Annotated in this window: 9 protein-coding genes, 1 tRNA gene and 1 pseudogene; 9 read left to right on the plus strand and 2 right to left on the minus strand. The window is 44.8% G+C overall.

What is annotated here, in order from left to right:
* Positions 1-108: 108 nt before the first annotated feature.
* Positions 109-1,032: a LysR family transcriptional regulator gene (locus BN3261_RS02820; RefSeq protein WP_015527133.1), complete on the minus strand. Its 924-nt coding sequence runs from the start codon at positions 1,030-1,032 to the stop codon at positions 109-111.
* A gap of 162 nt (positions 1,033-1,194) precedes the next feature.
* On the opposite strand from BN3261_RS02820, the gene BN3261_RS02825 reads away from it, so the two are divergent.
* Both BN3261_RS02825 and BN3261_RS18210 read left to right on the plus strand, forming a co-directional pair.
* Positions 1,195-1,536 (plus strand): RraA family protein, encoded by a 342-nt coding sequence (locus BN3261_RS02825; RefSeq protein ID WP_022426602.1) that lies wholly within the window; start codon positions 1,195-1,197, stop codon positions 1,534-1,536.
* Positions 1,467-1,745 (plus strand): annotated as a pseudogene (locus tag BN3261_RS18210) (NAD(P)-dependent oxidoreductase); the annotation flags it as partial. The gene BN3261_RS02825 and the pseudogene BN3261_RS18210, both read left to right, overlap by 70 nt.
* Before the next feature lie 786 nt (positions 1,746-2,531).
* Here BN3261_RS18210 and BN3261_RS02830 read toward each other — a convergent pair.
* Positions 2,532-2,613: transfer RNA gene (locus BN3261_RS02830), tRNA-Tyr, on the minus strand.
* A gap of 194 nt (positions 2,614-2,807) precedes the next feature.
* Between BN3261_RS02830 and fba the strand changes: the two genes are divergently transcribed.
* The 7 genes from fba (at position 2,808) to BN3261_RS02865 (ending at position 12,072) form a co-directional block, all read left to right on the plus strand.
* Positions 2,808-3,671: a class II fructose-1,6-bisphosphate aldolase gene (gene fba, locus BN3261_RS02835; protein WP_015527136.1), complete on the plus strand. Its 864-nt coding sequence runs from the start codon at positions 2,808-2,810 to the stop codon at positions 3,669-3,671.
* A 276-nt stretch (positions 3,672-3,947) separates the two neighbouring features.
* Positions 3,948-5,276, plus strand: a complete 1,329-nt coding sequence (locus BN3261_RS02840; protein ID WP_021650828.1) for an ABC transporter substrate-binding protein — start codon at positions 3,948-3,950, stop codon at positions 5,274-5,276.
* 118 nt (positions 5,277-5,394) lie between these two features.
* On the plus strand, positions 5,395-6,243 hold the full coding sequence (locus BN3261_RS02845; protein ID WP_110104281.1) for a carbohydrate ABC transporter permease: 849 nt from the start codon (positions 5,395-5,397) through the stop codon (positions 6,241-6,243).
* A complete protein-coding gene (locus tag BN3261_RS02850) occupies positions 6,243-7,079 on the plus strand; it encodes a carbohydrate ABC transporter permease (RefSeq protein WP_059085411.1) in 837 nt (278 codons plus the stop codon). Before BN3261_RS02845 ends, BN3261_RS02850 begins: the two co-directional genes overlap by 1 nt.
* 89 nt (positions 7,080-7,168) lie before the next feature.
* Entirely contained in the window at positions 7,169-8,707 is a 1,539-nt protein-coding gene (locus BN3261_RS02855) for a response regulator transcription factor (protein WP_059085412.1), read from the plus strand.
* Positions 8,682-10,385, plus strand: a complete 1,704-nt coding sequence (locus BN3261_RS02860; protein WP_021650824.1) for a sensor histidine kinase — start codon at positions 8,682-8,684, stop codon at positions 10,383-10,385. The genes BN3261_RS02855 and BN3261_RS02860 overlap by 26 nt, the downstream gene beginning before the upstream one ends.
* Positions 10,375-12,072: an extracellular solute-binding protein gene (locus BN3261_RS02865; RefSeq protein WP_059085413.1), complete on the plus strand. Its 1,698-nt coding sequence runs from the start codon at positions 10,375-10,377 to the stop codon at positions 12,070-12,072. The genes BN3261_RS02860 and BN3261_RS02865 overlap by 11 nt, the downstream gene beginning before the upstream one ends.
* Positions 12,073-13,140 lie beyond the last annotated feature (1,068 nt).

The following is a 13,140-nucleotide window of genomic DNA, read 5'->3' on the forward strand; positions in this document are numbered from 1 at the left end:
GCTTTATGTGGCGGAAAGCGGTGGATCAAAAATCCTGGTATAAATAATATAATAAGAAGAAACGGTAAAGCAGAAAATCTTCCTGACGGACTTGTGCTTACCGTTTTTTTATTTCTGGCGTTCCCATACCTGCCCGATCGGGAAGGACGGAGTGGATTCTGCAAGAAAGTCTTCCAGTGCATTTTCGAAGAATTCCACGGCACGTTTGCTGGTGGACTTTGGATATTTATGCTTGATCTTATAGCAGACACGGTTTGGCGGTGTGTTTTTCAGTTCACTGATAAAAAGAGGCCGGTAATGGGAAAGCTCCAGGATCACAGACTGTGGTGCGACCATCCAGTTTCCCGGTTTTTTCCAGAGACGGTCCAAAAGTGTGATGGTATCTGCCGCAATGTGAGGCCTGGAAGCGGAGGAAAGCCAGCGGTCATGCCAGATCTGATAATTGTCATCCCAACTTAAAAACAGCTCCAGGGATGGATCCAGCTCATCGGTATGTATTGCCGGAGCCGGAATCACTGGCTGATCCGATTGTATCAGATAAAGTTTTTCTTCGAAGATTTTCTCTGTTATGATATTCTTGTAATGCAATTTGTGGTAGACAAATCCGATATCAATGCTGTGTTCTCCAAGAAGACCGTAGAGCTCTGAAGAATGATGGGACTCGATGTTCAGGTCCAGCTTGGTCTGCTCATTTAAGATCCTGTCATATAGTGGTGCGAAAACAGCTACGTTCAGGCTGTCTGTACAGCCGATGGTAAGCAGCAGGGAATCCTGATTGCGCTGCAACTCCATAGTTTCCTTCCAGAGAGACATCCAGCGTTCCGCAAGGATGATAAAATCTGTTCCCTTGGCAGTCAGTTCCACCTGCTTGTGGCCTTTCTGACGGATCACAAGGGGAAAACCCAGTTCGTTCTCCAGAGATGTGAGCCGGTGGCTGACAGTAGGCTGGGAAAGAAAAAGAAGATCCGCTGTACGGGTGATGCTCTTGGTATTTACAATGGTGAGAAAGGTTTCGATTTCAGCAAGATTCATATGAACAGCTCCTTTTCTTTGGTGTTGTCTATAGGGGGGTAAGCTTTGATAATATAAAAATTATTTATATTATACAGAGAAATTATTCGTTATTCAATAGTAAGCTTGTATGATATGATAAATACAATTAAAAAAGAAAATCAAAAGAAGAGAGGTTTTCATATGGCATTAGGATGTAGGATCAGACGAAACTTTGAAAGACCGTCAAAAGAATTAGTAGAAGCCTTCCGTGGAATTCCAGTTGCAAATATTGATGATAACTGTGGAAGTATCGCTGCCGTAGATTCCAGCATTTTCCCGCTGAACCCGAAGGCAAGACTTCTGGGAACTGCATTTACAGTAAATGCACCGGCAGGAGATAACCTTCTGTTCCATAAAGCACTGGATATGGCTCAGCCGGGAGATGTTATCGTTCTTGCAAACAAAGGAAGCAGGATAGAGTTATCCTTATCAACAACAGCCGTGGTCAGCTTGTTGTTGAGCAGGATCTGGCAGATGCTCTGAATAGTGGGAAGGTTTATGCTGCTGGTCTTGATGTTGTTTCTACTGAGCCGATCAAGGGGGATAATCCGCTTCTCAAGGCTAAAAACTGCATCATCACTCCGCATATCTCCTGGGCTGCTCAGGCTTCCAGACAGAGGATCATGGATATTACGGTTGATAATATCAAGGCTTTTCTGGATGGTAATACGGTTAACAGAGTTAACAAATAGATTTTTTTCGGTGTTTCGATTTCCTATGTATGATGTGTGAGGAAAGGACGGCTGTCTCGCTTTTTGGGGGGTGGCCGTCTTTTTCTTTGTGTGGTGGATTGAATGAACCGTACGCCGGGGATGTGGCAGCGGTACGGGCAGGGCTCCGTCGGCGGATACTGCTAAGGCTCCGGAAATCGGCTAAAAACATTGAGACAGGGGCAGAACTCGCCTCTGGCTCAGACAGCAGCCCCTGTCTCAATAACGCCGATCCCCGCAGCCTAAGCAGTATCACACCTCCTCCGCAGCAGCCCATACCGCTGCCACATCCCCGGCTGAAAATTCAACCGCAGAGAGCAGACAATAGAAGCGAATGTACATTCTGCCCAGTGCCCAAAAAACACAATATATAAAAATAAATCGGCACAACGTTCCACGTCCAACACCGAAGAATACAGGAACCAGATCGGCACAGTGTTCCGCATCCAACACCGAAGCATACAGAAAACGGCCTCAAAACAATCCATAACCAATAAAGCAGCCGGCCGTATCCCCCAAAAAATAAATCGGCACAGCATCCCGCATCCAACACCGAAGCATACAGGAACCAGATCGGCACAGCGTCCCACATCCAATACCCAAGCATACAGACACAAGTCAACACCCTCCCCTCATCCACAACCAAGAACTCCTTAAAAAAGCCCGAGGGGTGTGCAAAGGGGCCGCGGCTTTGCGGCCCCTTTGCGGTTTTCTTTTTGCACAAAAAAAATAGCTCCTACATCGCAAAGATGTAAGAGCTAAATTCGCTGGATGGAGAAGGATTCGAACCTTCGAAGGCGGTGCCAACAGATTTACAGTCTGCCCCCTTTGGCCACTCGGGAATCCATCCGTGAACAACAAATGTATTATATATAACATTTGATAAAATTGCAAGCTTTTTCTCAAAAAAAATAATAATTCCCACAGCATCAGCATTTTTGGTAAAATACTGGACTTACCAAAGGAAATCTGCTATTATGAGTACGGTTGGATATAAAGGACACGGTTTTTCCGTATCCTAATACAGGTTAGGAGGATTTTATCATGTTAGTAAACGCAACAGAAATGCTGAAAAAAGCAAAAGCAGGCCATTATGCAGTTGGTCAGTTCAACATCAACAACCTTGAGTGGACAAAAGCTATCCTTCAGACAGCTCAGGAGCTCAACTCTCCTGTAATCCTTGGTGTTTCCGAGGGTGCCGGTAAATACATGACAGGTTATAAGACTGTTGTAGGTATGGTTAACGGTATGATGGAAGAGCTGAACATCACTGTTCCGGTTGCTCTTCATCTTGACCACGGCAGCTATGATGGATGCCTGAAATGTGTTGAGGCTGGTTTCTCTTCCATTATGTTCGACGGATCTCATTATCCGATCGATGAGAACGTAGCTAAGACTAAAGAGCTGGTTAAGATCGTTGCTGAGCACAACATGTCTCTTGAGGCAGAGGTTGGTTCCATCGGTGGCGAGGAAGATGGTGTTGTTGGTATGGGCGAGTGCGCTGATCCTGAGGAGTGCAAGAGAGTTGCAGATCTCGGAATCAACTTCCTTGCAGCTGGTATCGGTAACATTCACGGAAAATATCCGGCTAACTGGCAGGGCTTAAGCTTTGAGACTCTGGATGCTATTCAGAAACTGACAGGAGATATGCCGCTTGTTCTTCACGGTGGTACAGGTATCCCGGCAGACATGATCAAGAAAGCGATCAGCCTTGGCGTTTCCAAGATCAATGTAAATACAGAGTGCCAGCTTGCATTTGCTGAAGCTACACGTAAATACATTGAAGAGGGTAAAGATCAGCAGGGTAAAGGATATGACCCACGTAAGCTTCTTGCACCTGGAGCAGAAGCGATCAAAGCTACTGTTAAAGAGAAAATGGAGCTTTTCGGATCTGTCAATAAAGCATGATGAATCGAAAATAATATATGAAAGAAGCCGGAATGGGAGTAAGCCTGTTCCGGCTTCTTTTTTCATGATAAAATATCAATATTTTTACTATATAAAAAAATCAACATGTTTCTTGATTTTTTTATATAGTGAAAATGACCTCTTCGATTTACAATAATATCAAGTTAATCGAGAAGCTGATTTGAAGCTTATCGGTCAGGAATATGCGAAATGGACGTTTTAAGCATATCCGCGAAACAAATTGAATATCATATAAGGTAAAGGAGAGGTACGATTATGAGAATGAAAAAAGCAACAGCATTTGGTCTTGCAGCTTTGATGGCAGCTACTATGATCCCGGCAGTTCCGGCTATGGCAAAGGGGGATGACAGTGAAGGCTCTGTTTATTATCTGAATTTTAAACCGGAGCAGGCAGATCAGTGGTCAGACCTGGCAAAGAAATACACCGATGAGACTGGTGTACCGGTTACCGTTGTTACAGCTGCTTCCGGAACTTATGAGTCTACTCTGAAATCAGAGATGGCCAAGGATGAGGTTCCGACACTGTTCCAGGTTAACGGACCAGTTGGACTTGCATCCTGGAAGGATTATTGCTATGACCTGAAAGACAGCGATGTTTATAAAAATGTGGAGAGTGACGATTTCGTACTGAAGGAGGACAGCGGTGCAGTTGACGGTATCGCCTATGTAATTGAAACATATGGAATTATTTACAACAAAGCGCTTCTTAAGAAATACTGTGAGATGGATGGCGCTGTGATCAAGTCTGCAGATGAGATCAACAATTTTGAGACATTAAAGAAGGTTGCAGATGATATCCAGGCTAAGAAAGATGACCTTGGAGTTGACGGTGCATTTACTTCCGCAGGCTTTGATTCTTCCAGTGACTGGCGCTTCAAGACACACCTTGCAAACCTTCCAATCTATTATGAGTACAAAGAAGACGGAATCACATCCACAGATGCGATCAAAGGGACCTATCTTGACAACTTCAAGAACCTGTTTGACCTTTATATCACAGATTCTACCTGTGAGCCAAGCCTTCTTTCCAGCAAGACTATCGATGATGCAAATGCTGAATTTGGTCTTGGAGAGGCTGTGTTCTATCAGAATGGAACCTGGGCTTATGATAACATCAAAGATAACGAAGTAGCAGACGAGGATATGGGAATGCTTCCAATCTATATTGGTGTAGATGGTGAAGAGGACCAGGGACTTTGCACAGGCAGTGAGAACTACTGGTGCGTAAACAAAAAAGCAGATGAGAAGGATATCCAGGCAACTCTTGATTTCCTCAGCTGGGTTATCACAAGTGATGAAGGAAGAGAATCTATAAGCCAGGAAATGGGATTTACAACACCATTCAAGACCTTTGATGAGAATTATGAGTCTGCAAATCCGCTTGTAAAAGCAGCCGACGAATATGTAAAAGCTGGTAAAACTCCGGTTTCATGGAACTTTACAACCATGCCTTCTGAAGAGTGGAAAAACCAGGTCGGCAGTGCAATGCTTGAGTATGCACAGGGTACCGGCGAGTGGGATGCTGTGAAAACTGCATTTGTTGACGGATGGGCAAAAGAGTACAAAGCAGCAAATGAAGGCTGATAAGGTATAACTGAAACGTGATCACGAAGGGGTGGGCGGTTTCCGCCTGCCTCTTTTAATGAAGAGAGGATGTGTAAAGTAGGGAAGGATGCATCCTCAGGAGAAAGGAAGAGAAAACATGCAGAATAAGATGATGAAAAAGTATTTTCCGGTTTTTGTCCTGCCTACCCTGCTGGCATTTACCATTGGATTTATCGTTCCCTTTATCATGGGCGTATATCTTTCCTTCTGTAAATTTACCACAGTAACGGATGCAAAATTCGTGGGATTACAGAACTATGTGAAGATTTTTACTGAGGATGGAACCTTTGGACATGCATTATGGTACACCACCGCATTTACGGTTGTATCAGTAGTTCTGATCAATGTGATCGGTTTTGCAGTTGCGTTGCTTCTGACCAAGAAGATCAAAGGAACCAATATATTCCGTACTGTATTTTTTATGCCAAACCTGATCGGTGGAATCATCCTTGGTTATGTATGGCAGCTTCTGTTAAACGGTCTGCTTCTTCAGATCAATAAAACACTTACATATTCTTCTGTTTACGGATTCTGGGGTCTTGTGATCCTGATGTGCTGGCAGCAGATCGGATATATGATGATCATTTACATTGCAGGTATCCAGAATATCCCGGGTGAACTGATCGAGGCTGCACAGATCGATGGTGCGAACAAAGGACAGCTTCTGAAGCATGTGATCATTCCTATGGTCATGCCGTCCATCACCATCTGTACTTTCCTGACACTTACCAACTCCTTCAAGCTTTTTGACCAGAACCTTGCTCTTACAAATGGTGAGCCTTCCAATATGTCAGAAATGCTTGCACTGAATATTTACAATACCTTCTATGGACGTACCGGATGGGAAGGTGTAGGACAGGCGAAGGCCGTGATCTTCTTTATCCTGGTTGGAGCAATTGCCATGATCCAGAATCGTCTCACAAGAAGTAAGGAGGTACAGCAGTAATGAATAAAAAAGTAAAATTCAGCGGTCTGTGGACTGCGATCCTGAGTGTGGTATCTGTTGCTTATATTTTCCCGATCCTTCTGGTTTTGATTAATTCTTTTAAGAAAAAAGCATACATCAGCCGTTATCCCTTTGCAATCCCAACGGATAAAATGTTCGTAGGTCTGGAAAACTATGTAAATGGTCTAGCAAAAACCGGATTTTTCCAGGCATTTGGATGGACATTATTTATCACAGTATTTTCTGTTGCGGTAATTCTGCTCTGTACCTCCATGTGTGCCTGGTATATCAACCGTGTTACCAACACGCTGACAAAAACCATGTACATGCTGTGCCTGTTTTCCATGGTCGTACCATTCCAGATGGTAATGTTTACTCTTTCCAAGATTGCAAACATCCTGAAACTGAATACTCCGTGGGGACTGATCATCATTTATCTTGGATATGGAGCAGGACTTGCGGTATTTATGTTCAGCGGTTTTGTAAAATCCATTCCGATCGAGATCGAGGAAGCTGCCATGATCGATGGCTGTACCCCGATCCAGACATTTTTTAAAGTGGTTCTTCCGGTTATGAAACCGACCTGTGTAACTGTAGCGATCCTGGAAACCATGTGGATCTGGAATGATTATCTTCTTCCATATCTGGTACTTGATATCAAGAAATATAAAACCATTTCCATTGCCATCCAGTATCTGAAGGGCGGTTACGGAACCATTGATATGGGAGCGATGATGGGCGTTCTTGTTCTTTCCATCATTCCGATCATTGCCTTCTATCTTGCATGCCAGAAATATATCATTGAAGGTGTGGTTGCAGGAGCTGTTAAGGGCTGACAAATTAGTTGAATAATGTTAAAATGAAAGAAAAACGGCCTGCTCTGCGTGCTTTTACGTGGATCAGGCCATATTTGGCGAGGTGAGGAATGTACAGAGTTTTGGTGGTAGATGATGAAAAACTGGAACGTGACGGAATCCGCTTTCTTCTGTCTATGGAGGAGGGAGAGTGGGAGATTTATGAGGCGGCTAATGGCAAGCTGGCATTAAATGAGCTGAGAAAGCATCCGGTGGATCTGATGCTGACAGATATCAAAATGCCGCATATGGATGGTCTGGAGCTTTCAAAAAAAGCAAGAGAGGAATATCCGGATCTGGAAATTATCATTTTCAGCGGTTATGGAGATTTTGCTTTTGCTCAGGAGGCGATCCGCTATGGTGTGACGGATTATGTACTGAAACCGGTGGATCCGGACCGCTTTCATGACACCATACAGAAGATCCAGAAGGAGATCGCATCCCGGAAAAATAAAGAGCAGCAGTCCATAAAAGAAAAGAGCTTTCTTCAGCAGTATTTTCTGTTGGGCTACATTTATTCCGGAGATCAGGAGCGTCTGAAGGAAGCGGAAGGAATTGTGGATTTTTCTGTCTGGGAGCAGTGGCACTGTGCAATTCTTATTGAATCGGATGAAGCTTTTTTTGATTCTGCCAGTGATGAGGTTCCCCTTGAGATCCGGGAAGAGCTTCGCCGTTCTTTCTTCTATTTGAATCTTAATGGCCGTCAGTCTTTGCTTCTTTTTAAGGATGTGTACTGTGATTATGTCCTTGTGGCAAAAAATGTCTATAATCTTCTGAAGCGCCTTCATCCTGTTCGCTTTCATCTGGCTGTAAGCCGGCGTTTTGACGGATATCAGGAACTGCCGGAAATCATGGAACAGCTGGAGCAGCAGATGGAAGAAAAATTTTATCATCCGGATATTCATGTCTACACCAGCGAGGAGGACGAGGAAAAAAATACCGGAGAAGAGGAGCAGGATTCCAGGCTTATGGAAAAAATCTCAGAAGATATTTCCAGAAAGGATGTGAAGCAGCTGTGGAGCCATTTCCGCAGCCTGGCATCCAAATATCAGTCCAATACCCAGTTTTCGGCCATGTATGTGAAATTTGTTTTTTCCAATGTGATAAGGGAGCTGTTTCAGGAGAATCGTTTTGCCGGAGAGCACAGGCTGGATCTGGAGGTGGATCATCTGTATGGCTGTTCTACCATTCAGGAGATCATTGAGGTTACAGAAAAAAATATCCGCCAGTACGAGGAGTTCCTGGACCGTTCCATGAGCGAATCCAGAGATGAGGTGGCAGCAGTCAAAAATTATATTTACAATCACTATGCGGAAGATCTGAATCTGGAAACATTGGCAGAAAAAGTATATCTTTCTTCCGGCTATCTCAGCTTTATTTTCAAGAAGGAGACGGGGATGAACCTGAATCGTTTTATCCGTGTGTTCCGCATGGAAAAGGCCAAGGAGCTTCTACGAACTACCAACATGAAAGTAGCCATGGTCAGCGAGCAGGTAGGATTTGCCAATTCTTCGTATTTCTGCCGGAGCTTCCGGGAATATTACGGAAGCAGCCCGGAGTCCTATCGGAAAGGAAACAATGAGGATGAAGAGTCTTCTGAAGAAGTATAATAATATGAAATACCGGTACAAGCTGACAAATCTTCTTGTGGTGGTATCCCTGGTGCCGATGACTGTGTTGGCACTGTATAGTCACAGTCGTATGAGTAGTCTTGTACGGAAAAATGAGATGGAGGATATGTACTCCATTTTGGAGCAGACCAGAGAAAACATTGACGGGCAGATCGAAATTTATGCCAGCCTTTTGAATTATCTTACCTATTCTCCTGAAATCCAGGAGGTGATCTTCAACAAAGATATGGATCGTTATACTGCATATGAACAGTATACGGAAGTTGTGGATCCGCTGTTGACGGTGCCGAAATCCTACCACGAAGCAATTCTGGGGATACATCTTTTTGCAGAAAGCATTCCCGTGCGCCATGAATATACCTTGGCTCCGCTTTCAGAGGTTGATGGGGAATGGTGGAGTGACAAATTAAATAATACCGTGACGGTTCAGTGGATCGTGGACCGGGATAATCGTCAGATCGCGGCAGTCAGGGAAATATATGATGGTAAGATCAGGGAGGCTGTGCTCTGTATTTTGTTGGATTACGGAAAAGTATTCCAGCCTCTGGCTAATATTATTGAACGGAATTCCGGAGGCTTTGTGGTGGATGATCAGCAAAATATCGTCTATCATGGAGAAAATCTGGCGGCCAGTGATATTTCAGCACAGAAAGAAACCGCAAAAAAGCTGGATCGTCTGAGGGAAGAATATACCTATGTCAGCAGCAGCGGACATGAAACAAGATGGACCTATTATTTTTACAAACCTCCGGCTGTGATCGAGAGCTCGGTTTCAAAAGTATTGATCAGTGAGATCCCACTGATCGGCTTCTGTGTTGTGATCATCATTGTGCTTGGAATGACGTTTTCTAAGCTGTTTACCAGAAAGATTGAGCAGCTTACCAGAAATATGGAACAGGTGAACCAGGGAAGCCGTGAAGTTACGGTTTACAGTGATTCTGGAGATGAGGTAGGACAGCTGGTGAGAAGCTTTCACCATATGATGGATGAAATTAATCGACTGATCGAAGAAGTGTATGAAAATAAGATCGCTCTGAAGGAATTTGAACTGAAAGCGTTGACTGCCCAGATCAATCCCCATTTTCTTTATAATTCTCTTTCTATTATAAACTGGATGGCGATTAAGAGCCGTCAGAAGGAGATCAGCCGTGTGACACTGGCATTATCTACATTTTACCGGACAGCGCTCAGTAAGGGAGCAGATATGGTGACTGTGGAAACCTGTATTCGGAATATCGAAGCTTATCTGGAAATCCAGCTGATCATGCATGACAATGATTTTAAGGTGGAGTGGAATATCGATCCGTCTGTGCAGCAGGAGTTGGTTCCGAAGCTTGCCCTGCAGCCCATCGTTGAGAATGCTCTGGAGCATGGCCTGGATGTGAAGGAGGAAGGGGAAAAGCTTCTGAAACTTTATTTCTTTGAAGAGAATGGAGATGTAGTGATCCGGGTTGAAGATAACGGAATAGGGATGGAGCAGGAGCAGGCAGAAAAGCTGCTCACATATCAGGCAAAAGGCTATGGCCTTAAAAATGTCAATGACCGTATGTGCATTTTATATGGAGAAAAATATGCCATCCGGATCCTGAGCAAGGTAGGTGAGGGGACAAGCGTTGATATGAGGATCCCGAAAGAGGTAAAAAAAGATGAGACTTAGTCTGGGAAAAACAGTGGTATTTCTGAGTACGATACTGAGCCTGGCACTTTTGACGGGGTGTTCTTTAGGAACTGCAGAAATGGAAAAAACAGATATAGATGTTCTGTCCGAAAAGAACAGTAAGAGCTGGGAACAGGCAGAAACCACGCCTCTGGGGAAATATCCGGAGCTTGTAACTTATACTCTGGGACAGATGAAAGGGGCTAATAATTCTAATCTTCCGGACGGGCAGAATTATGAGGACAATGCATATACCCGGTATCTGAAAAAAACACTGAATATTCAGAATAAGAATGTTTTTATGGAGAGTGAGGAGCGGTATGACGAAGCCCTGAACATCCTGGTCAAAGATCGGAATCTTCCGGATATTTTTCTGGTGTCGGACAGGGAAACTCTGGAAGAACTGGTTGAAAATGATCTTATCGAGGATCTGACGGAAGTATACAAAAGCTGCGCTTCCGATAAAATAAAGGAAATGTATGAGAGCTATGGAGAGGAACTTTTGGCATCTGGGACTTTTGACGGAAAACTGTATGCACTTCCGGAGACTGCCATTGATGATGGGGCGCAGCTTTTATGGCTGAGACGTGACTGGATGGAGCAGCTGGGACTGAAAGAACCGAAGACACTGGAAGAGGCTTTTTCAGTGATCCGTGCGTTTCAGGAAAACCGGATGGGCGCAGAGGATGGTGAAGATCCTGTGGGACTTGTCTGTGATCCGGGACTTGTGGGCACGGTCAGCACCAGCTATTCGGTGGACTCTGTGTTTGAAAAGTTCGGGGCATATCCGCAGCAGTGGATTGAAAATGCAGATGGAGAAATTGTCTATGGATCGCTGACGGAGGAGACAAAGGAGGCTCTGGGGTATCTCAGAGAGCTTTACAGGCAGGGAATACTTGATTCGGATTTTGCTTTACGTGCACAGAATAATATCCGTGATCTTGTGGTGAATGGAAAATGCGGAGCGTTTTTCGGGCTCTGGTGGACTCCGAATAATCCTCTTATGGATGAGTATCGGAAGAATAAAGAGGCAGACTGGGAACCGTATTATCTGACTGCGGATGTAAAGCGGACTGTGGAGGTATACTCTACGTTTCGAGATAATAAATATGTAGTTGTGCGTAAAGGGTATGAGCATCCGGAGATTGCAATGAAGATTTTGAGTGTGTTGTTTGACCATTCCAGATATGAGGCAGAGGATGCGGATGAGATGAACACTTATTTTGCCTTGAATGTGGATCCTACGGCGCGTCCGCTAATGATCAATGTGGATTATAATGAGGCTACTTATATAGTGACAAAGCATATCCGTGAGGTTCTTTACAGTCCGGGCGATGAGAAGACCAGGGAGGATCTCAGTGCCATTGAGGCGTCTTATTTTGATGCGTGTAAGGAGTATCTTGAGGCGGAGGTGCCTTCGGTAGAGGCCTGGGCGGCGTATAAGTCCAGGATCTCGGCGGTGGGGCTTCTGGTGGATGCGAATTACCGTGCTCCGGAGAAGAAGTATCTGGGGGATGGTGACGGGGAGATTCCTCAGACTTTGCGTTTGCTGGAGAAGAACGCATTTATCCAGATCATTATGGGGAGGATGCCTGTGAGTTCTTTTGACTCTTTTGTGGAAGATTGGTATCGTAAGGGTGGAGACAGTCTTACGGAGCGGGTCCGGGAAGGGCTTGTGGACTCGTGAGGCGGATGTATAGAGGGACGCTAGAGGAAGGTGGCATCGCTCCGGGATGGATGTTGTTGGGATTTTGTGAGGCGGATGTATAGAGGGACGCCAGAGGAAGGTGGTATCGCTCCGGGAGTGGAGGCAGTCGGGGATGTTTTTGGGGTTTTGAGAGGTGGATGTATAGAGGGACGCCAGAGGAAGGTGGCATCGCTCCGGGCAGGGACTCCGTCGGGGGATACTACTAGGGCTCCGTGAGACGGCTAAAAGCATTGCGGCAGGGCCAGAACTCGCCTCCGGCTCAGACAGCAGACCCTGCCGCAATAACGCCGTCTCCCGCAGCCCAAGTAGTAATCACCCCTCCTCCGCAACAGCCCGGCCCGATGCCACCTTCCTCTGGCTGACGCTTCCAACCGACAGGAAAAAACATGCGGGGGATGGAAGCGGACTGGGCGTCCTGTCCTGAAATGTCAGACTGGTACAGAATATTCCTATAAGTATCGAAGAATACAGAAACGGGATTGGCACAGCGTATCACCATAAATATCGAAGAATACAGGAACTAGATCGCAGATCGGCACAGCGTACCACCATAAGTACCGAAGAATACAGAAACCAGATCGGCACAACGTTCCATTTTGAGTACCGCAGCATACAGACAAAAGTCAACAACGCAGCACACACAACAACGAAGAATTACTTCCGTGCCCAAGAGGGTGGGGGTGCAGGGGGAGGGCCTTCGGGCTACGGAACTCTGAGATGGCCTTCCCCCTGCATATTCCCGCATTGAAAATGCGACCGGCGTAGCGCCATCCAGTGAAGAGTCTTATTATTAAAAAAACAACACAATAAACAACAATAAAGATAATCCTAAAAATTACAAATAAGAATAAAAAATTGTCCTATAAAAATAAACTTCCAGGAAAATCCAAAAAAATTGAAATTTATGGTTGACAAGCATAACTCCCAGTGGTATTATAACTGAGCTGTCGCAAATAATTGCTTTCAAAAAACAAACAATTAAAAAGAATTTCAGAAAAATGAAATTCACAGTTGACAAAAGACAGAAGATATGATAAAGTATCCAAG

It is taken from the genome of Blautia massiliensis (ex Durand et al. 2017), from assembly GCF_001487165.1.
Classification (GTDB): domain Bacteria; phylum Bacillota; class Clostridia; order Lachnospirales; family Lachnospiraceae; genus Blautia_A; species Blautia_A fusiformis.

Bases quoted from the DNA above. Each gene is read 5' to 3' on its own strand.
- BN3261_RS02855 (WP_059085412.1), top strand. From the start codon at position 7,169: ATGTACAGAGTTTTGGTGGTAGATGATGAAAAACTGGAACGTGACGGA.
- BN3261_RS02860 (WP_021650824.1), top strand. From the start codon at position 8,682: ATGAAGAGTCTTCTGAAGAAGTATAATAATATGAAATACCGGTACAAG.
- fba (WP_015527136.1), top strand. From the start codon at position 2,808: ATGTTAGTAAACGCAACAGAAATGCTGAAAAAAGCAAAAGCAGGCCAT.
- BN3261_RS02865 (WP_059085413.1), top strand. From the start codon at position 10,375: ATGAGACTTAGTCTGGGAAAAACAGTGGTATTTCTGAGTACGATACTG.
- BN3261_RS02825 (WP_022426602.1), top strand. From the start codon at position 1,195: ATGGCATTAGGATGTAGGATCAGACGAAACTTTGAAAGACCGTCAAAA.
- BN3261_RS02850 (WP_059085411.1), top strand. From the start codon at position 6,243: ATGAATAAAAAAGTAAAATTCAGCGGTCTGTGGACTGCGATCCTGAGT.
- BN3261_RS02840 (WP_021650828.1), top strand. From the start codon at position 3,948: ATGAGAATGAAAAAAGCAACAGCATTTGGTCTTGCAGCTTTGATGGCA.
- BN3261_RS02820 (WP_015527133.1), bottom strand. From the start codon at position 1,032: ATGAATCTTGCTGAAATCGAAACCTTTCTCACCATTGTAAATACCAAG.
- BN3261_RS02845 (WP_110104281.1), top strand. From the start codon at position 5,395: ATGCAGAATAAGATGATGAAAAAGTATTTTCCGGTTTTTGTCCTGCCT.